This window comes from Cupriavidus sp. 96C5-1, from assembly GCF_057798855.1.
In genome coordinates this window covers 1-19,368 of the sequence record NZ_JBYOJU010000011.1, presented here as the reverse complement: position 1 = coordinate 19,368, position 19,368 = coordinate 1, and the positions used below count along the sequence as shown (strand labels likewise).

Below are 19,368 nucleotides of genomic sequence, written 5' to 3'. Positions count from 1 at the left end.
CCAGTGCCCTCGCCAGGGATCAGCCACGGTGCTTCCCCGCCAGCCGCAGGCCATTGAACACCACCAGCAGGCTCGCCCCCATGTCGGCGAACACCGCCATCCACATGGTGCCCAGGCCCATCACCGTGAGCGCCAGGAAGATCGCCTTGATACCGAGCGCCAGGGCGATGTTCTGCTTCAGGATCGCCGAGGTTTGCCGCGACAGCCGGATAAAGGCCGGAATCTTGCGCAGGTCGTCGTCCATCAGCGCCACGTCGGCGGTCTCGATGGCGGTGTCGGTGCCGGCCGCGCCCATGGCAAAGCCGATATCGGCGCGCGCCAGCGCGGGCGCGTCATTGACGCCGTCACCCACCATGCCCACCACCACGCGCTTGCCGCCGGCACCCTGGGCACTTCCAGCACCCTCGGCGCCCTTCACGCTCAGCGCCGCGATGGCATCCGCCTTGTCCTGCGGAAGCTGGTTGCCGCGCGCCTCGTCGATCTGTACCTGGGCGGCGATGGCCTGGGCCGTGTGCGGGTTATCGCCCGACAGCATCAGTGTCCTGACGCCCAGCGCGTGCAGCTCGGCAATGGCCTGGCGGCTGCTGTCCTTGACCGTATCGGCCACGCCGAACAGCGCCTCGACGCCATGGTCGGCGCCCAGCAGCACGACCGTCTTGCCCTGCCGCTCCAGCGCCTCCAGCGTGGCCTCCAGTTCCGGCGAGCACAGCCCGCGGTCGTGGATCAGGCGATGATTGCCCAGGTAGTAGGCGCGGCCGTTCACGCTGCCGCTGACGCCGTAACCCGGCAGCGCTGCGAAATCCCGCACTTCCAGCGTCGCGATGCCGTCGGTGCGCGCGGCGTTTGCCACCGCCATGGAAACCGGATGGTCGGAGCGGGCCGCGAGGCTGGCCGCGATGACGCGCGCCATGTCGCTGGCCGCCGCGCCGGCCGCCGCGGTCTCGCCCAGCGGCTGGAAATCGGTCTGGGCCGGCTTGCCGTGCGTGATGGTGCCGGTCTTGTCCAGGGCCAGCCACTTGAGGTCCTTGCCCTGCTCCAGGTAGACCCCGCCCTTGACCAGGATGCCGCGCCGCGCTGCCGCGGCCAGCCCGCTGACGATGGTCACCGGCGTGGAGATCACCAGCGCGCACGGGCAGGCAATCACCAGCAGCACCAGCGCCTTGTAGATCCAGGCGCTCCAGTCGCCATCCACCGCCAGCGGCGGCACCACCGCCACCAGCACCGCGCCCAGGAAGACCAGCGGCGTATACACGCGGGCGAAGCGGTCGACAAAGCGCTGGGTGGGTGCGCGGCTGCCCTGTGCCGCCTCCACCGCGTGGATGATGCGCGCCAGCGTGGAGCCGCTGGCCGGCGCGGTCACTTCGTATTCCAGCTCGCCGGCCTGGTTGATGGTGCCGGCGAACAGCGCGTCGCCGATGGTCTTGTCCACCGGCACGCTCTCGCCGGTGATGGGGGCCTGGTCCAGCGTGGACCGGCCGCGCAGCACCCTGCCGTCGAGCGCCACGCGCTCGCCCGGGCGCAGGCGCGCCAGCGCGCCGATGGGCACGGCGCGCGCATCCACCGGCAGCCAGCTGCCGTCCGGCTGGCGCACCGTGGCTTGCTCCGGCGCCATCGCCATCAGGCCGCGCACGGCATTGCGCGCCCGGTCCAGCGAGGCCGCCTCGATGCGCTCGGCCAGCGCGAACAGCACCATCACCATGGCCGCTTCCGGCCATTGCCGGATCAGCATGGCGCCGGTGACGGCAATGCTCATCAGGGCGTTGATATTCAGGTTGCCGTTGGACAACGCGATCCAGCCCTTCTTGTAGACGCCGAGACCGGCCAGGGCCACCGCGGCCAGCGCCAGCAGGGGCGCGAGCCATTCCTGGCCGGGCACCTGCAGCCATTCCACCACTTCGGCACCCAGCGCCGCCGCGCCGGCCAGCGCCAGCGGCCACCACGGCCTGGCGGCCTGGGGAGGCAGCGCTGCCGCCTGCTCGGACAAGGGCTCGGCCTTCATGCCCAGGCTTTCGATGGCACGCACGACCGGCTCCAGGGAATCCAGCGTGTGATGCACGGTCAGCACCCGCTGCATCAGGTTGAACTGCAACGCGGCCACGCCGGCCATACTGCCAACCTTGTTGCGGATCAGGGTCTCTTCGGTGGGGCAGTCCATCGCGTCGATGCGATAGCTGGCCGAGGCAGCCCCGGCCGGCACCGGGGTGGCCATCGCGGGCGCTGCGCCGGCGGCGCCGCAGGCGCTGCCGCAGCAGGCGGGCACGGCGACATGGCCGTGCTCGTGCCTGTGGCCGTGCTTCTCGTCATGCTTGTGGCCGTGGTCGTGCTTGTGGCCATGATCATGGTCGTGGTCGTGGTCGTGCGCATGGTTGCGATCGTGCGTATGCCCATGGTCATCACCCTTCTGGTCACGGAGCGAGGCTTGGTCTGGCGTTGCGCTAGGCATGGCGGATTTCCCTGCTTGTTGTTTCTTACCCGCCATTAAAGACCCTGGAGCGGCTACAGGGTCAAGCGTGTCGTGCACCTCGATAAAAATATCCCATGCAGCATTTCACGGAACCAGGAGAGCCGCTTTGTACTCATACCGACGGTTCCGGCGCGTCGCAAGGGCACACACCTGACCCGCCGCCTGTTCGCGACGCCGGTTGAACCACAGTGGCCACAGTGCCGCAGGGGTCAAGCCATCTGCCTATATAATCCGCCGCATGCGCCGTTTCCTGATCCTGCTGTTCGCCATCCTGCTGCCGCTCCAGTTCGCCTGGGCCGGTGCGGCTGCGTATTGCAATCACGAAAGCCGGCAGCAGGAAGGCGGCGCGGGCACGGCCCGCACCGGCTGGCATTTCGGCCATCACAGCCACGCCCACCATGGCGAGGCGCACCAGCAGCCCGGCACGGATGGCAAGGGCGGCACCAAGCTGCCCGACCTGGACTGCGCGGTCTGCCACTTCGCCGGTGCCCAGCTGGTATTGCCGGACGTCGCCTCGACCACCGCGCACCTGGGCGTGACGATCAGCTACCGGCCGCTCGCCATGGCCTATCTCTCGGCGCCCGGCGCCACCCCGGACCGCCCGCAATGGTCTCTCGCCGCCTGAACGGCGAGACGACTCCTTAACCTCCAGACTCTCGTCTCGCCGAACTTCCCTGGCTTTTTTCCGGTGAAATTCGATGAGAACACTTGTGATGCCGCTCGGGCTGGCGGCAGCTTTGCTCAGCCCTGCCGCGTTCGCCCAGAACGCGGCGACTTCCCCCATCCCCGCCGCGCAAGCCGTGGCGCCAACGCCGGAGCCGGTCGCCGAGCCAACCGGCACGCTGACCCTGGACGCCGCGCTCGCCCTGGCGGCCGCACGCAATTTCACGCTCTCCGCGGCCGGCCATGAGCTCGATGCCGCCGAGGGCGGCATCATGCAGGCAGGCGTGCTGCCCAACCCGGAAGTGGCCGTGCAGTTCGAGGACAACCGCCGCGATACCCGCACCACCACCGCGCAGCTCAACCTGCCGATCGAACTCGGCGGCAAGCGGTCCGCGCGGATCGGCGCCGCGCAGAAGGCGCGCGAACTGGCGCAATCCCAGCTCGGCGCCACGCGCACCGACCTGCGCGCGGCAGTGGTCGGCGGCTTCTTTGGCGTGGTGATTGCGCAGGAACGCGTCAAGCTGGCACGCGGCTCGGCCGGGATTGCCGCCAAAGGCGCACAGGCGGCCGCGCGCCGCGTCGCCGCCGGCAAGATCGCGCCGCTCGAAGAAAGCAAGGCGCGCGTCGAGCAGGCCAATGCCGAGCTCGAGGTGGCGGATGCCGAAGCCGCGCTGGCCGCGGCGCGCCAGTCCCTGGCGACCCTGTGGGGCAGCGGTGAAGCGCGCTTCACCGAAGCCGCGGGCAGCCTCGACACCCTGCCCGCGCGCCCCGACGGCGCCAGCCTGGCGCTGGCGCTGGACGGCGCGCCCGAACTGGCCAGCCGCCGGCTGGAACTGGAGCGGCGCCAGGCCATCATCGGCGTGGAACGCAGCCGCCAGTATCCGGACCTGACCGTCAGCCTTGGCGGCAAGCGCGACAACGGTTCCGATCGCGGCACCATGCCCGTGGTGGGCATCGCGCTGCCATTGCCGCTGTTCGACCGCAACCAGGGCAATCTCTACGCCGCCAAGCGCCAGGCCGACAAGGCCGCCGACGAATACCGCGCCACCCAGGTGCGGCTGGCCGGAGAGCTGCAACAGGCGGCGCGCCAGCTCACTGTATCCCGCGCCTCGGCCGAGGCGCTCAGGAGCACCGTGCTGCCTGCGGCCCAGCAAGCCTTCGAGGCCGCCACGCGGGGCTTCGAGGCCGGCAAGTTCAATTTCCTCGACGTGCTCGACGCGCAGCGCACCTGGTTCCAGGCGCGTATCCGCTACCTCGGCGTGGTCGCCAGCGCCTACCAGGCCGCCACCACCATCGACCGCATTCTCGGCCGCTAGCGCCACAAGGAATTCCATCATGGCAATGAACAGCAAACAGAAGACCAGCATCGCCGTCATCCTGGCCGGCGGCGCTATCGCCGCGGCGGGACTGATGTTCGCCGGACGCGGCAGCGGCGACGGCGCGGCAGAAGCCGCACCGGCAAGCGGCGCGCATCGCGAAGCCGCGGCCCACGGCGACGGCGAGCATCACGGCAGCCCGGCCGGCGCGGCGCATGACGACGCCCCCGCGCACGGCGACCATGAGCATCACGAGGCCGGAGGAAAGGAAGAGAAGGAAGGCCACGTCGAGATGACGCGCGAGCAGATCCAGGCGGCCGGCCTCACGCTGCGCGTGGCGGGCCCGGCACGCATCGAAGGCATGGTGTCCTTCCCCGGCGAGATCCGCTTCAACGAGGACCGCACCGCCCATGTGGTGCCGCGCGTGGCCGGCGTGGTGGAGGGCGTATCCGCCAACCTGGGCCAACAGGTGAAAAAGGGCGAGCTGCTGGCGGTGCTGGCCAGCACCGCGCTGTCGGACCAGCGCAGCGAACTGCTGGCCGCGCAAAAGCGCCTGGAACTGGCCGAATCCACCTTCCAGCGCGAGAAAAAGCTGTGGGAGGACAAGATCTCCGCCGAGCAGGACTACCTGGCGGCGCGCACCGCGCTGCAGGAGGCCCGCATCGCCACGCAAAATGCCACGCAGAAGCTGACCGCCATCGGCGCCAGCGGCAATGCCGGCAACGCCCGCGCGCTCAACCGGTTCGAGCTGCGCGCGCCCTTCGACGGCACCGTGGTGGAAAAGCACCTGGCGCTGGGCGAAGCCGTGGCGGCCGACGCCAACGTCTTCATCATCTCCGACCTCAGCACGGTATGGGCCGAGTTCGTGATCGCGCCCAAGGACCTGGATCGGGTGCGCGTGGGCGAAACGGTCAGGATCGCCTCCACCGCCTTCGACGGCAAGGCCGAGGGCAAGGTGTCCTACGTAGGCTCCCTGCTGGGCCAGCAAACGCGCACCGCCACTGCCCGCGTTACCCTGCCCAACCCCAAGATGGCATGGCGGCCGGGCCTTTTCGTTACCGTGGGCGTAACCGACTCCAGCGCCGAGGCAGCCGTGGCGATCGAAAGCGAAGCGCTGCAAAGCGACGGCGAGAAGCAGGTGGTGTTCGTTGCCGTGCCGGGCGGCTTCCAGGCGCAGCCGGTCAAGACCGGCCGCAGCGACGGCAAGCTGGTCGAGATTACCGAAGGCCTGAAGCCCGGCGCGCAATACGTGGCGGGCAACAGCTTCGTGGTCAAGGCCGAGCTGGGCAAGGCCGGCGCCGAGCATAGCCACTGAGCGGAGACTCCATCATGTTCGAACGACTGATCCGCTTTGCCATCGAGCAGCGCTGGCTGGTGCTGCTGGCCGTGTGCGCCATGGCCGCGCTGGGCATCTACAACTACAGCCGCCTGCCCATCGACGCCGTGCCCGACATCACCAATGTGCAGGTGCAGGTCAACACCTCGGCGCCCGGCTATTCGCCGCTCGAAACCGAGCAGCGCGTCACCTACCCGATCGAAACCGCGATGTCCGGCCTGCCCGGCCTCGAGCAGACCCGCTCGCTATCGCGCTACGGCTTGTCGCAGGTGACGGTGATCTTCAAGGACGGCACCGATATCTACTTCGCGCGCCAGCTGGTCAACCAGCGCATCCAGGAGGCCGCGCAGAACCTGCCCGCCGGCGTCGCGCCCCAGATGGGCCCGATCTCGACCGGGCTCGGCGAGATCTACCTGTGGACGGTGGAAGCCGAGGACGGCGCGAAGAAGGCCGACGGCACGCCCTACACCCCCACCGACCTGCGCGAGATCCAGGACTGGGTCATCAAGCCGCAACTGCGCACCGTGCCCGGCGTTACCGAGATCAACTCCATCGGCGGTTTCGCCAAGGAGTACCTGGTGGCGCCCAGCCCGGAACGGCTGGCCTCCTATGGCCTGAGCCTGCAGGACGTGGTGGCCGCGCTGGAGAAGAACAACGCCAACGTCGGCGCAGGCTATATCGAACGGCGCGGCGAGCAGTACCTGGTGCGCGCGCCGGGGCAGGTCAGGTCCGTCGACGATATCCGCGAGATCATCGTCGGCAGCGCGCAAGGCCAGCCGATCCGCATCCGCGACCTGGCGGACGTGGGCATTGGCCGCGAGCTGCGCACCGGCGCCGCCACGGACAACGGCCGCGAGGTGGTGCTGGGCACGGTGTTCATGCTGATCGGCGAGAACAGCCGCGCCGTCTCGCAAGCGGTGGACCAGCGCATGGCGGCCATCAACCGCTCGCTGCCGGCCGGCGTCAAGGCCGTCACCGTGTACGACCGCACCGTGCTGGTGGACCGCGCCATCGCCACCGTCAAGAAGAACCTGGTCGAGGGCGCGATCCTGGTGATCGTGATCCTGTTCCTGTTCCTCGGCAACCTGCGCGCGGCCATCATCACCGCGCTGGTGATCCCGCTTTCCATGCTGTTCACCTTCACCGGCATGGTGACGTACAAGATCAGCGCCAACCTGATGAGCCTGGGCGCGCTGGACTTCGGCATCATCATCGACGGCGCCGTGGTGATCGTGGAGAACTGCGTGCGCCGCCTGGCCCACGCCCAGCATCAGCACGGCCGGCCGCTCACGCGCAGCGAACGCTTCCACGAAGTCTTTGCCGCCTCCAGGGAGGCACGCCGCGCGCTGATCTTCGGCCAGCTCATCATCATGATCGTCTACATCCCGATCTTTGCGCTGACCGGCGTGGAGGGCAAGATGTTCCATCCGATGGCGATGACGGTGGTGCTGGCGCTGATCGGCGCGATGATCCTGTCGGTGACCTTCGTGCCGGCGGCGGTGGCGCTGTTCATCGGCGACAAGGTGGCGGAGAAAGAGAACCGCCTGATGCTGTGGGCCAGGCGCGCCTATGCGCCGCTGCTGGGCAGGACCATTGCCAATACGCCGGTGGTGCTCACCTTTGCCGCCGTGGCGGTGCTGCTCAGCGGGCTGGTGGCGACGCGCCTTGGCAGCGAGTTCATCCCCAACCTGAACGAAGGCGACTTCGCCGTGCAGGCGCTGCGCATTCCCGGCACCAGCCTGACCCAGTCGCTGGCCATGCAGCAGCAGATCGAGACACGCCTGAAGGAGAAGTTTCCGGAGATCGAGCGCGTCTTCGCCCGCACCGGCACCGCGGAGATCGCCTCCGATCCGATGCCGCCCAATGCGTCCGACGGCTACATCATGCTCAAGCCCCGGGGCAAATGGCCCGACCCCGGCAAATCGCGCGAACAACTGCTGGCCGAGATGGAAGCCGAACTCGAGACCATCCCCGGCAACAAGTTCGAGTTCTCGCAGCCGATCCAGCTACGCTTCAACGAGCTGATCTCCGGGGTGCGCAGCGACGTTGCCGTGAAGATCTTCGGCGACGATAACGCGGTACTGGAAGACACGGCGCAAAAGGTCGCCGGCGTGCTGCAGGCCATCCCCGGCGCGGCGGAGGTCAAGATCGAGCAGACCAGCGGCCTCCCGGTGCTCACGGTGGACGTGGACCGCGCCCGCGCGGCGCGCTACGGGCTCAATATGACCGACGTGCAGGACACCGTTGCCATCGCCGTGGGCGGGCGCGACGCCGGCATCTTCTTCCAGGGCGACCGCCGCTTCAATATCGGCGTGCGGCTGCCCGAAGGCATCCGTGCCGATGTGGAAGCATTGCGGCGCCTGCCGATTCCCCTGCCGAAGGGCGCCGCCGCGCGCGCCGGCGAAGCCGCGCCCGCCAGCTATATCCCGCTGGGTGAAGTCGCAACCCTGACGCTCGCGCCCGGCCCCAACCAGGTCTCGCGCGAGAACGGCAAGCGCCGCATCGTGGTCAGCGCCAACGTGCGCGGGCGCGACGTGGGCACCTTCGTGCCCGAGGCCATGACAGCGCTCGATCGCCAGGTGAAGATTCCCACCGGTTACTGGGTCACCTGGGGCGGAACCTTCGAGCAGCTCCAGTCGGCCGCCACCAGGCTGCAGATCGTGGTGCCGGTGGCGCTGCTGATGGTGTTCGTGCTGCTGTTCGCCATGTTCGGCAACGTGCGCGACGGCTTGCTGGTCTTCACCGGCATCCCGTTCGCGCTGACCGGCGGCATCCTGGCGCTGTGGCTGCGCGGCATCCCGCTGTCGATCTCGGCGGCGGTGGGATTCATCGCGCTGTCGGGCGTCGCCGTGCTCAACGGGCTGGTGATGCTCTCCTTCATCCGCAGCCTGCGCGAGGAAGGCAAGCCGCTCGACGAAGCCATCCACACCGGCGCCCTGACCCGCCTGCGCCCAGTCCTGATGACCGCGCTGGTGGCCTCGCTCGGCTTTATCCCGATGGCCATTGCCACCGGGACCGGGGCCGAGGTGCAGCGGCCGCTCGCCACCGTGGTGATCGGGGGCATCCTGTCGTCCACGGCGCTGACCTTGCTGGTGCTGCCGGTGCTGTACCGGCTGGCGCACCGGCGGGATGAGGCCGGGGCCGGCGCGGAAGATGAAAGCGGCAACGAACCCCAGGCGGATAGCGCGGCCGTCGCACCGGTATTGCCAAACGGCTGACGCTGGCCGCAGTCGAGCCCGAAGGCGATTGCCGGGGCTTGCGGCTGCGGGACGGCTTGCCGCTCCCGCAGCCAAGGCGGCCTCGCCCTATTGCAGCCAGGAGCCGGGTGGCGCCAGCACGATTTCCACGCGGCGGTTCTTTGCGCGCCCGGCGGCGTTGTCATTGTCCGCAAGCGGCTGCGCGTCGGCGCGGCCGATCACCCGGATCCGGCCTGGCGCCACGCCACGGCTTTGCAGGTAACGCGCCACTGCCAGCGCGCGCGCTTCCGACAGCGCAAGATTCGAGAGCCGGCCCTCACGCACCGAGGGCGTGGCATCACTATGCCCGATCACCGTCAACGTGCCCGGACTGCCGGCAAGCTGCATCGCGACCTTATCCAGCAACGGCATCTGCGCCAGCGAAAGTTCGACTTTGCCGGTAGCGAAGGCCAGTTCATCATCGATGGCGATATGCAGGCGATCCTCCCGCAACAGCAAGCTCAACGCCCCTGGAGCGGTTTGCGCAGCCAATTGCGCAGCGATACGTTGGATGGGGGCAAGCTCCAGCGGCGCGTTCAGCGCCATCAGGCTATCCACCTTCCTCGCCAAGTCCTTCTCGCTGACATATTGCCGGTACTGCAACAATGCCAGGCCGCCCGCGACAACAAGCGCCAGCACCATCCACATCAGGGTCCCGCGCCAGGTGACGGTCTTTGCCCGTCTTTCGCGCAGCGGAGTCGGAACCTCGATATCCGTCCGGGACGGCATGAGCGGCAGGCGTGCGGGCTCATGCATTGGCATTGGCATTGGCATTGGCATTGGCATTGGCGGAGCCGATCGTGGCGCCGCGACCCGGCCCCCCAAGGGCACGCCTTGCTCATCGGCCAGTCCGCGCGCGGCGAGGTAGGACACCACCTGAAGCGCATCCGCATGCGCCCCCGGGTCTCCCAGCAGGCCGGCGATGAGTGCGCGGCAATGCCTGCCCGCGCCATGCTCGCCATAGCATTCCAGCAATAGGCCATGCTGCAGCCAGGCACCGCGCAGCCCGTTCGACCTGCCGGTCAGCCGGCTTCCGGCCTGGTCCAGCGCAGCGCACAGGCAGTAATGGACCACATGCACCTCGTTGCGATCCAGTCCGGCCGCGGCCTGCTCGAACGCGCGCAGGCGTTCCCTGGCCTGGCTTTGCAAACGATCCAGCCGCGCTGCCGATTCCAGCGCCGGAACCAGTTCATCGAGCACGCACAGCACCGGCTGCGCCAGCCTCAGCAACTGCGAACTGCGCGCTTGCGCATCAACGTTGTTCATTTGCGACTACTCCCATTCCAGAACCGCGCTTGCCGTTGCCCACCTGTGCCGACTCCGCCCACAGCCCACCAATGAGCTGCCCCAGCATGGCTGCGTCACGCAGATGCACTACCCGGTCCGAACCTGCCTGCCAGCAGCACCCGGCCGTACCCGGCCGATACAGGGATGCCGGCCAGTCGACGCGTAAAGCCGCGGGGGTTCCCATGCCATAGCCCGGCCAGTCGGCGGGTATCGTCGCCACGGCGCGATCCGCCATCCTGGCCGCAATGGCGGGCCAGGCCAGACGCGCAGGCAAGCGGTGCCGCTCCCAACTCGCCACCACCTCCCCGGCCAGCGGTTCCGCCACGGGCTGGCCCGCGTGCCGGGCGGCAATCTGCGCCACCCCGGACAGCCAGGCGGCCGGGGCACGCAGGTAAGGCGCCAGGCCGGCGGCATTGGCGCGCTGCCAGATCGCCATCGGATACGGCCGCCCCACCCTGTCGCGGGAAGCCACCAGCACGCCGAGCAGGAAGTCATGGCCGGGAAACGCCATGGGACGGGCGCCGAGCAGGAAATAGAGCGGTTCGCCAGCATGCCTGCCCGGCCGGCACGGCTGTCCGGCCGCCGCGCCGAACCATTGGCGCCATGCGTCCACCTGTGCCAGCGAAGCGTTGTGCCGGATGAAATCCCCCTGCGCCGGCACCTTGCCGAAAATGGACGGCGCGCTGATCACCCCGACCTCGCCGGACACTGGAAACCCTGCAACAACCCCGTCGTCCAGGGATTGGCAAGGCTCCCGGTGTTGATGTCCAGCGTTGCCTTGCGCCCATCGAAGTCGTATTCGGCGGAAAAATGGCTGGCACTTGCCGAACCCGCCAGCTTGCCCTTGGCAATGACACGCATCAGCGCCCACGGCCCGCTGGCGGAAAGCGTGGAAGTCTCCGGCCGAATCTTCGGGCTGGCGGCGAGTTCCGCCCCATGCCCGCCGCGCGGCCCGGGCCAGCTTACCTTCAGCGGCACCACGGGACCATGGACGTAGCGCTGGCTCTGCCCGTCGAAATCCAGATTCAGCTCGACGATTTCCGGGTCAAGCGCCACCACCTTCAGATCCACCTTCCACGCCATCCTGCTGGCGCCCGGCTCCCGGAAGAACACCTCCCGGATCGCCTTGGCGCGCTGGAACGGCACCAGGCTCGGGCCGGCAAGCGGCGGCACATCGGGTGCGGACAGCGTGTAGCGCCAGGGCGAGATGGTGGTATCCACATGGGGTGCCAGCACCTTCTGGAAGAAGTCGTCCAGCACGCCGCCGGCGGCAAAGATGCGGGCAAAGTCATCCGGATCGACATCGCGCGCCGAGCCCGGGCTGAAAGGATATTTGCCATCGATGGCGCTGCGGCAGCTCTCGCCGATCACCGCATCCATGCGCGCGACGAGGATATCGCCCGCGCCCTTGTTGACGGCGCGCGTGCCCTGGACCACCAGATCGTTGAGCACCGCCTTGAACGGCGCCGGCAGCTTGGCGGCCTCCATGCGCAACTGCGCCCCCGCCTCGCTCGGCGGCGGCAGGTTGCGCGTCTGCAAAGCATTGCTGGCCACCACCAGCGTGGTGTAGTAGGCATTGACCATGCCGGCGATGGCATCGAGTTGCGGCTTGCCGGCCGCCGCTTGCGCCGCCGCACCGGCCTTCTGCGTATCGGCCTGCCCCGTCACCACCTCGCGCAGCGCGGCAAAGCGGTTGTCCACGGCCTCCCGTTCCTGGCGCCCCTCGGCGCGAGCCGCGAGACCGCCCAGGCCGGTCTTGCGCTCCAGCGCGGACAAGGCCTTGTCCGCCAGCGACTTATCCTCCGGCTCCAGCGTCTGGCTCAAGGTGGTCTCCCGCACCGCCGCACGACCCAGCCGCGCCAGCGGAGAATCGGGCGCCGCGAAGTTGCGCAGGATCTCCAGGTCGAATGCAAGGTTGTTGCCCGTCACCACGCGGATATCCCCAAGAAACGCTTCCCACCGGCTCGCATACTCGTTCAGGTACAGGCGGCGGATTTCCTGGGTCAGCGGATCATTGCCGGCAAGCCCTCCCGACATGCCCTCAAGCGTTTTTTTTTGAGCGGCCGGCCTCGCTTCGCGCCCCATCACCCAGGCATCCAGCGCCTGCGCGACCGCCACGAACTCCGGCAGCCTCGCGTTGAACAACTCGTGATAGCCCGCATAAGTGAACAGGCCGGCGACTCCGCGCTCCAGCGGCTCATCGCTGGCACGCACGAACAAGGTGCCGGCCTGTGGCCCCACGGCCCGCATCAGCGTGAAATCCTGCGGCGCCTCGGCCGCCATCGCGGCCTTGGCCCTCTCGTACAGGCGCTCCGTCGAGGTATTGCCGTCCAGGAACGCCCTTGCCGAGTGGATCAGTTCTTCATTCCGGGCCGAGTTCGCCTGTACCGAGCGGCTGCCATCGAGCAAGGCCTCGAGCTGGCCGAGGATCGCCACGCGGCCGCCGGCGGCTTCCGCGCCGCCGCCCTTGGCCCAGTCGTCCTGGACCCAGTGCCAGACGTCGCGCGCGTTGAATTTGTCTTTCTCGTGGAGCATGAGGTAGACGCGCAGGGTGTCGTAGGTGCGTTTGGCGTCGCGCTGCGCCACCGCCGTCTGCAGGACGGCTTCGATCCGCTTCACCATATGCGGCACCAGCAGCCTGTCCTGAAGCCTTGCATGGACCTGGCTGGCCGCCGCAACCGGCAAGGGCGCCGCGTACATGCCGTAGCGCCATGGCAGCGCGGGCTCCGACAGCACGAGCCCTGGATATGCGGCCAGTTCGGAGCCCGCCGCCAGCACGGCTGGCATGGATTCGGCCCGCGGCGCTTTGACGTAGGCCGCATACTGCGTGATCAGCGCGCGCGCCTTGTCCGCCACCACGTGCAGGTAGTCGCTGTTGCGGCGCGTGCTTTCGACGAATGCCGCCAGGAGCCAGAGGGCCAGCAGCGCGCCCATGACATGCGCTACCGTGCGCATCAGGCGGAAGCGGAACTCCCAGCGCAGGTTCGGGCGTACAAGGTGCGCCTCGGGCACCACCACGCGGTGAAAGACGTCGCGCAGGAAGTAGCTGCTGTTACCGGTCACGATCCGGGAGATCGCCGCTTCCCTGGCGTCGGCACCGGCGTCGGCCGCGCCCGCCGCCTGCTCACTGCTACCCGTCGCCGACAGGAGGCGGTGGATCAGGTGGTCCGTGTCGGCTAGCGCCACCTCGCCGGTCTGGGCGGCGCTGGTGAAGTAGACGCCGCGCAGCATTGGCTTGTGCTGTGTGCCGTCGAAGCGGGAGTCGAGAAAAATCCGTTCCACCATCTCCATGGCCGGAACCGCCAGAAAGGAAAAGTCCTCGACCAGGCTGTGCATGGCTTGCATCTGCTGCGCGTCGAACGTCTCCAGGAGCCGGCGGTCCACCGTGCCCTCCACGCGGCGGACCAGCGCTTCCATCTGTGCCCGGCATTGCGCGGCAAGGTCCTGCGCATCCTCGCGCCGCCCGCCCTTGTTGCCGTACGGCAAGGTGAAGCCCCAAGGCTGGGATTTGGCTTCGCTGGTCAGCGCACGGAAATACGGCTCGAACCCGGGAATCGTGTCGAGCTTGGTCACCACCACATAGATCGGGAAACGAATGCCAAGGTCCTGCCTGAGATCCTCGAGGCGCGCGCGAATGGCGGCGGCCTCCAGCGCCGCTTCCTCGGCAGAGTTGCTGAGGAGATCCTGCGCGCTGATGGTGACCAGCACGCCGTTGATGGGCGCGCGTGCGCGATACCGTTTCAACAAGCCGAGGAATCCCTTCCACTCCGCCGCATCAAGGTCCGGGCTGGACGCCTGGCTGGTGTAGCGGCCCGCGGTGTCGATCAGCACTGCCTCATTGGTAAACCACCAGTCCGTGAATGCCGTGCCGCTGCGCGCGCCAGCAGCCTTGCCCATCTGCCCGGCGAGCGGAAACTGAAGGCCGGCATTGAGCAAGGCTGTGGTCTTGCCAACCCCGGCCGCGCCCACCGTCATGTACCAGGGCAGCTCATACAGATAGCGCCGCCCTTCAAACAGCCGGCCCAGGCCCGAGCCGGTGCGCATGCCCCGGAGCTGCGCCAGCGCGGCCAGAATGGCGTCGTTGAGCTGTGCGATCTCCGCTTTGGCGACCTGCTCCTTGCTCCCCTTGCCAAAACTGAGCAGCATCCTGACGAAGTGCTCCTCGGCCTGCGCCTTCCGCCATATCAGGAACAGCCAGTACGCAATGAATCCGAGTGCAATGACCGATATCAGCGTCACGCGGACCTCCACCGGCGCAAGCGGACGCCGCTCGCCAAAGGCGAACAGCGGCCCGGCATGCCAGATCAGCAGGCAAAGCGCCACCATGCCGACGACGGACACCGTAAAGCCCCGTAGCAGACACACTACCAGGCCCAGCAGCAACAGGATCACGGTCACCCTCATTCCTGCGCCGGCCAGCGGCTGCATGCCGCCGAACGCCAGCAGCGGCCCGACAAACCAGACTGCGGCGGCGGCCAGGAGCAATGCCACCAGCGCCAGCACGTACCGAGAGGCCAGCGCACCGGCCATCCGTTTCATGAATTCCATATCTTGATTTCCGTTCCTGCGCGACAGCCCTGCAGCCGCTGCATGCGCGATTCGGGCGCGCCCGGGCGGTCACGCCCAAGCCTTGGTGGCCCATGCGGATAGCGCCGGTTACTGCGTCACCACGATCTCGACGCGCCGGTTCTGCGCGCGCGCTGCAGGCGTCCTGTTGTCCGTCAGCGGCGCCGTGTCGCCCCTGCCGATGGCCTCCAGGCGGCCCTTCGCCACGCCCCGGCCCGCCAGGTACTCGGTCACGGTAGCGGCGCGCTCCTCGGACAGGGCCTGGTTGGAAGGGAACTTCGCCGTGCGGATGGGCATGTTGTCGCTATGCCCGATCACCGTCACCTTGCCACTCACCTTGGCGATCTCGGCCGCCACCTTGTCCAGCAACGGCAGCATGCGCGCGCTGACTTCCGCCCTGCCACCGCCGAACATATCGTCGCCACGGAAGGTGACGGCGCTGCTCGTACTGTCCTCGCGCACGCTCACCACGCCGCGGGCGATCTCCGGCTTCAGCAGTTCGGCGAGACGCAACGTCGCGCGCGGCTCGGGAGGCGCGGGAACATCCTTGCCGATGGAGAGGATCAACTGTTCAAGTGCGGCCGCCTTCTGCATCAGCTGATACTTGTTCCAGGAGAACACCCCGAACACGACCAGCGCCATCACCGACCAGCTGACCCAGACCGGCACCGTTCGCAACATGCCGAAGCGGCCCTCGGTCTCGCCTCGCCAGTGCGGCGATAGCTCGTGCGGCACATCGCCCCGCGCCGTGGCGATCAGGCCATACAACTGCTGACGCAGCGTCTCCAGGGTCCTGGGGCCGTCGGTCTGTCCCGCATAGCGCCCGACAAAGCCCAGCGAAATCAGCCGGTACATCAACTGGATCACGTCGATATGCTCGTTTGGCGTTTTAACCAGCCGCCCCATCAACTGGAACACCTTCACGCCGCCACCGGTATCGCCGTGCACTTGAATCAGCAGACTGTTGACCGCCCAGCCGGTGCCGCCCCAGGGCTGGCGGATCACCGCTTCATCCAGTGCCGTGCACAGGCTATAGCTCGCCGCGAGCATATGGTCGCGCCGGACATCAAGGCGCTCGCACACCGCCTGGAACTCCAGCACGGCCTCCACCAGCATGGTCTTCAGCGTCGCCTTCTGGTCCTGGCGCAGCAACGCAGGCAGGTCGGTCATCGCGCGCAGCAACGGCATCGCGGCAGCCAGCAGCGGGTTTTCCGACTTCAGGCAACGCTGCGCCCGCTCCTCCACGCTCCTGCGCGGAGGCAGCCTCGGCTTGGCTTTCGGCGCGGGCGTGGCGACTGGCGGCTCAGCCGTGGCCGTCGCGTCAGCGTCCTGCATTCCCAGCGCATCCGTGCCGCCTGTGGATCTCGGGTTTCCGTTCATTGCCGCACCCCCCAAAGCTCCATGCGCAAGTCGTCAAAGACCCCGGCAACGTGCAACGCCAGGCCGCCGTGGCGTGCCACCTGCTCCCACAAGGGATGGTCTTGCCTGAGCTCGAAATAGACATAGCCCGCGTGGTACGGAATCTGCCGGGGCGGCACGGGCAGGGATTGCAGCGGAATGCCCGGCAAGTGTGAACCGACCAGTTCGTTCAGCCGCTCCGACGGACCCAGCTTGGCTTGCGCCGGGAAGGTCTGCTGCAGCAGATCGGCCGGCATCCTGGCCGCTACCGCCAGCACGAACGCGCTGAACTGCGCGATCTCGCCTGGTTCCAGCACCGCCGCCCGCAGGCCGTGTCCCTGCTCCAGCAGCTCGATCTGCTGCGCAGCGCGCTCCAGCACCACATTGAGCAACATGCGCAGGTCATCCACCACGGGCTTCAGGCACAGGTGGGGTGTCCCATGCCGGTATGGCTTGTGCTTGAACGGCCGCCGTGTGTCGGTGCGGACAAAGGTGGACAACTCTCCGGCCAATGCCGTGAGATGCGCGTACAGCGCCTCGGGCGAAGCCGCCTGCGCCTCCAGCAGATGCGCGAGGATCGCGTCGTAGCGATTCAGCAATTGCAGGATCAGGTACTCCGATATTTCGGCGGCATCGCCACCCCTCGCCGTGGCGGCGGCCATCCGCTTTGCGGTCGCCTCGGCGCGCATTCGCAGCAGGCTGTGCAGTTCCGCGAGCCATGTCTGCAAGCGACTGCTGGCGGTGTACACGTTGACGGGTGGAATCAGTTCGGCATCCAGCCGCACGCTGCCGTCAGCCGCGATCTCCGTCACCCTCGCCAGCGGCAGGCCCAGCCATGCGTCGCCCAGCTCGTTCTCGCCCATCAGGCGCATGCGCAGGTCCGCCAACTGCACGAGCCTGGGGCCCTGCGCAATCGAGTTGACGTCCGGCAGGCTCTCGTCGAACACGCGGTAGCGTGCCAGCGAGTCGGCCGCGTCGGCAAAGTTCGTCTCCTCCGCATTCGGCGAGCGGATCGGCACCGCCAGGCAGATGATCCCGTTCAGGTGCTCATGGCGCACAGCCAGCGGCGCCGGCAAGCCGGCATGCGCGGGCGCGTCGAATGGCGTGCCATCCTGGAACAAGCCGGCCGCGGAAGACAGCACCAGTTTTCCCAGCGCGAGCGCTTCCGAATCGATGGCGAAATGATGGAATCCCCAGAAAAACGGCGTCAGCGGCGCGCTACGCTTGTGCGCGTAATGCTCGATATAGCGTTCCTGTTGCTGGAATAGCTGCGGGCGCAAAAACAAGCCCTCGCTCCAGACCACTTTGTTATACCAGCTCATGCTCTTAATCCGGTTTGGAAACTGTAATGGCTTGCTGGTCCAGCAGCACCTGCAGCCTGACCTTGCGCGCCGGAATGGCCGCGCGATACCAGGCCGCTTCCGGCGCCGGCGGCAGCTTGTACACCAGCCGCCACGTTGCCTTTCCCAGATCCCGATAGCCCACCAGGACACCCAGCGCGGTGGTATCCGCGTTCAGCTTGCGTGTGATGGCGCGTTGCTCGCCCGGCCGCAGGATGAACTCGTCGCGCACCAGAAGGTCCTGCGCCAGCAACTGCCGGTCGGACTTGTCCAGCGAGAAATAATCGGCATTGGCGAACGCACTCTCCGTCTTGAGTTCATAGACGCGCACCAGCACCGGCGCCGCCTTGCCGGCCTCGTCGGGATTGACGGTGGGCCTGGCCTCCAGCGCCAGCTCCAGTTTCATCTGCTCCGGCTGCGCCGGCATGGTGGAACAGGCGCAAAGCAGCGCACAGGCGAGCGCCAGCCCAAGCGGGCGGACGGCGCCAGCCATCGTTCGTCCTGTCGGCAACGTCCGCACGCTCATCGGCTCACCCGCGCGGGTGCGGACCCGATCAGCACCGCGCCGCAGCGCGTTCTGTCGCCAGTTGCAGCGCCGTCTTCGCCATCGACTTTGAACAGGCCCATGACCTGTTCGATGACATTGGGCCCATGCAGCGGACAGCTCACCATATCTCCTCTGCGCGCAATGGGACGCCCATTGATCCTTCGATTGGGGGAGCCGGAGAGGATGACACCGCCATGGGTATGGAGATCGCCAACAGTGGCTATGGAATTGGACATATCGGTTTGACTCCGAAAGATTTGGCAAGCGGCGCCTGCCAGGAGGGCTAAGCGTCAGGACATGGCGGCAATGGCTGGGCGGCGCGTCGGGCACTACTCGCACGGCTCCACCATGGCCAGCGCCCGCATAGGCCTGGCCGCTTCGAAGAAGGCGCCCAGGCCGTCATCGCCCAATGGCGGATTCACGCGTTGAACAAGCTGCTGGCATTGTTCGAGACCGGGTGCCTTGCTTTTGTCCATGCACGCTGCAATGACCGTTCGCATCTGCCCTTTCAACTCTTCGTCCATGCCGATCGCGCCATAGCGTTGATCGACATCCGTACGCAGCGCCGGATGCACCTGGGCGCACCCCTCGGCGATGCCCAGCATGACCGCGATCGTCTTTACCGTCTGCAATTGGGCCTGCATCTGCAGTTCCTGCAGTTGGAAGGATGTGATATCGGCCCTGGCCTGCCCGGCAAACTGCAGGATCACCGCCACCGCGAGAAGCGGCTTGCATCGTCTGGGTTTGGTCATCGCCTGAGTTCTCCTGTCTGGTTGCTTATGGTTTCCAATGCAAGCGTGCAATCGAGCGCGCGCGTCATGTCAATCCGTCCGCCTTCCGAACCACGGCAGGTACGCACTCGTCCGGCCTCGCGCCCGCGGCCACGTCTTGACCGGCTCGCGCTTGACCCAGCCCGGTGGCGGCCCCACCAGCACCGACCACGCATCGCTGGGGTCCGTGGCGCTGGCCACCACCGCGCTGTTGCCCGTGTGGTCCACATAAGCCGTGGCCTGCGCCACGTTCACGCCGACGCTGGCGGCGCGGGCCGGGCCGACCATGTGCTCGGACACGCTGCGGAAGTCGTTCAGCTGGTCCAGGTCCGGCCAGTGCTGATGCACCGCCGTGCGCAGGGGTGCGAGCAATGTGTTGACATTGGCGTCCCGGCGATCCACGTCGTGATAGAGACGGCGCACCGGGTGCCCTGCCGGAGCCTGC

At 67.8% G+C, this 19,368-nt stretch carries 13 protein-coding genes and 1 pseudogene; 4 read left to right on the top strand and 10 right to left on the bottom strand.

Going from position 1 to position 19,368, the window contains the following annotated elements; genetic code table 11:
- Window positions 1–19: 19 nt before the first annotated feature.
- Window positions 20–2,443 carry a heavy metal translocating P-type ATPase gene (locus tag AC3FOF_RS14535; protein WP_488726992.1) on the bottom strand — a complete coding sequence of 808 codons (2,424 nt, stop codon included), beginning with the start codon at window positions 2,441–2,443 and terminating at the stop codon, window positions 20–22.
- A 259-nt stretch (window positions 2,444–2,702) separates the two neighbouring features.
- Here AC3FOF_RS14535 and czcI point away from each other — a divergent pair, with 259 nt between their 5' ends.
- The 4 genes from czcI (at window position 2,703) to AC3FOF_RS14515 (ending at window position 8,997) form a co-directional block, all read left to right on the top strand.
- Entirely contained in the window at window positions 2,703–3,089 is a 387-nt protein-coding gene (gene czcI / locus AC3FOF_RS14530) for a cation efflux protein, CzcI family (RefSeq protein ID WP_017224175.1), read from the top strand.
- A gap of 73 nt (window positions 3,090–3,162) precedes the next feature.
- Window positions 3,163–4,443 carry a TolC family protein gene (locus AC3FOF_RS14525; protein WP_488726991.1) on the top strand — a complete coding sequence of 427 codons (1,281 nt, stop codon included), beginning with the start codon at window positions 3,163–3,165 and terminating at the stop codon, window positions 4,441–4,443.
- Between the two features lie 19 nt (window positions 4,444–4,462).
- Window positions 4,463–5,758, top strand: coding sequence for an efflux RND transporter periplasmic adaptor subunit (locus AC3FOF_RS14520; protein ID WP_488726990.1), 1,296 nt, complete (start codon window positions 4,463–4,465; stop codon window positions 5,756–5,758).
- Between the two features lie 14 nt (window positions 5,759–5,772).
- The gene (locus AC3FOF_RS14515) at window positions 5,773–8,997 is read left to right on the top strand and encodes a CusA/CzcA family heavy metal efflux RND transporter (protein WP_488726989.1); all 3,225 of its coding nucleotides are present in this window, start codon (window positions 5,773–5,775) and stop codon (window positions 8,995–8,997) included.
- A gap of 87 nt (window positions 8,998–9,084) precedes the next feature.
- Here the strand turns inward: AC3FOF_RS14515 and AC3FOF_RS14510 are convergent, their stop codons facing one another.
- The 9 genes and pseudogenes from AC3FOF_RS14510 to AC3FOF_RS14470 all read right to left on the bottom strand — a co-directional run.
- Window positions 9,085–10,281 (bottom strand): OmpA family protein, encoded by a 1,197-nt coding sequence (locus AC3FOF_RS14510; RefSeq protein WP_488726988.1) that lies wholly within the window; start codon window positions 10,279–10,281, stop codon window positions 9,085–9,087.
- On the bottom strand, window positions 10,268–11,011 hold the full coding sequence (gene tagF, locus AC3FOF_RS14505) for a type VI secretion system-associated protein TagF (RefSeq protein WP_488726987.1): 744 nt from the start codon (window positions 11,009–11,011) through the stop codon (window positions 10,268–10,270). Before tagF ends, AC3FOF_RS14510 begins: the two co-directional genes overlap by 14 nt.
- The gene (gene tssM, locus AC3FOF_RS14500) at window positions 10,990–14,850 is read right to left on the bottom strand and encodes a type VI secretion system membrane subunit TssM (protein WP_488726986.1); all 3,861 of its coding nucleotides are present in this window, start codon (window positions 14,848–14,850) and stop codon (window positions 10,990–10,992) included. Before tssM ends, tagF begins: the two co-directional genes overlap by 22 nt.
- 108 nt (window positions 14,851–14,958) lie before the next feature.
- Window positions 14,959–16,203 carry a type VI secretion system protein TssL, long form gene (gene tssL, locus AC3FOF_RS14495; protein ID WP_488726985.1) on the bottom strand — a complete coding sequence of 415 codons (1,245 nt, stop codon included), beginning with the start codon at window positions 16,201–16,203 and terminating at the stop codon, window positions 14,959–14,961.
- Window positions 16,204–16,244: 41 nt separating this feature from the next.
- Entirely contained in the window at window positions 16,245–17,588 is a 1,344-nt protein-coding gene (gene tssK / locus AC3FOF_RS14490; RefSeq protein WP_017230928.1) for a type VI secretion system baseplate subunit TssK, read from the bottom strand.
- Window positions 17,589–17,592: 4 nt separating this feature from the next.
- Complete coding sequence (gene tssJ / locus AC3FOF_RS14485; RefSeq protein ID WP_488726984.1) at window positions 17,593–18,099, bottom strand: type VI secretion system lipoprotein TssJ; 507 nt, start codon at window positions 18,097–18,099, stop codon at window positions 17,593–17,595.
- Window positions 18,100–18,128: 29 nt separating this feature from the next.
- Entirely contained in the window at window positions 18,129–18,389 is a 261-nt protein-coding gene (locus AC3FOF_RS14480; protein WP_035818270.1) for a PAAR domain-containing protein, read from the bottom strand.
- Between the two features lie 93 nt (window positions 18,390–18,482).
- Window positions 18,483–18,869 carry a hypothetical protein gene (locus AC3FOF_RS14475; RefSeq protein WP_488726983.1) on the bottom strand — a complete coding sequence of 129 codons (387 nt, stop codon included), beginning with the start codon at window positions 18,867–18,869 and terminating at the stop codon, window positions 18,483–18,485.
- A 105-nt stretch (window positions 18,870–18,974) separates the two neighbouring features.
- A pseudogene (locus AC3FOF_RS14470) lies at window positions 18,975–19,368 on the bottom strand (hypothetical protein); the annotation flags it as partial.

Coding starts and splice junctions, on each gene's coding strand:
- tssM (WP_488726986.1), bottom strand. CDS start 14,850: ATGGAATTCATGAAACGGATGGCCGGTGCGCTGGCCTCTCGGTACGTG.
- tssJ (WP_488726984.1), bottom strand. CDS start 18,099: ATGGCTGGCGCCGTCCGCCCGCTTGGGCTGGCGCTCGCCTGTGCGCTG.
- AC3FOF_RS14520 (WP_488726990.1), top strand. CDS start 4,463: ATGGCAATGAACAGCAAACAGAAGACCAGCATCGCCGTCATCCTGGCC.
- tssL (WP_488726985.1), bottom strand. CDS start 16,203: ATGCAGGACGCTGACGCGACGGCCACGGCTGAGCCGCCAGTCGCCACG.
- AC3FOF_RS14515 (WP_488726989.1), top strand. CDS start 5,773: ATGTTCGAACGACTGATCCGCTTTGCCATCGAGCAGCGCTGGCTGGTG.
- czcI (WP_017224175.1), top strand. CDS start 2,703: ATGCGCCGTTTCCTGATCCTGCTGTTCGCCATCCTGCTGCCGCTCCAG.
- tssK (WP_017230928.1), bottom strand. CDS start 17,588: ATGAGCTGGTATAACAAAGTGGTCTGGAGCGAGGGCTTGTTTTTGCGC.
- AC3FOF_RS14510 (WP_488726988.1), bottom strand. CDS start 10,281: ATGAACAACGTTGATGCGCAAGCGCGCAGTTCGCAGTTGCTGAGGCTG.
- AC3FOF_RS14480 (WP_035818270.1), bottom strand. CDS start 18,389: ATGTCCAATTCCATAGCCACTGTTGGCGATCTCCATACCCATGGCGGT.
- AC3FOF_RS14525 (WP_488726991.1), top strand. CDS start 3,163: ATGAGAACACTTGTGATGCCGCTCGGGCTGGCGGCAGCTTTGCTCAGC.
- AC3FOF_RS14535 (WP_488726992.1), bottom strand. CDS start 2,443: ATGCCTAGCGCAACGCCAGACCAAGCCTCGCTCCGTGACCAGAAGGGT.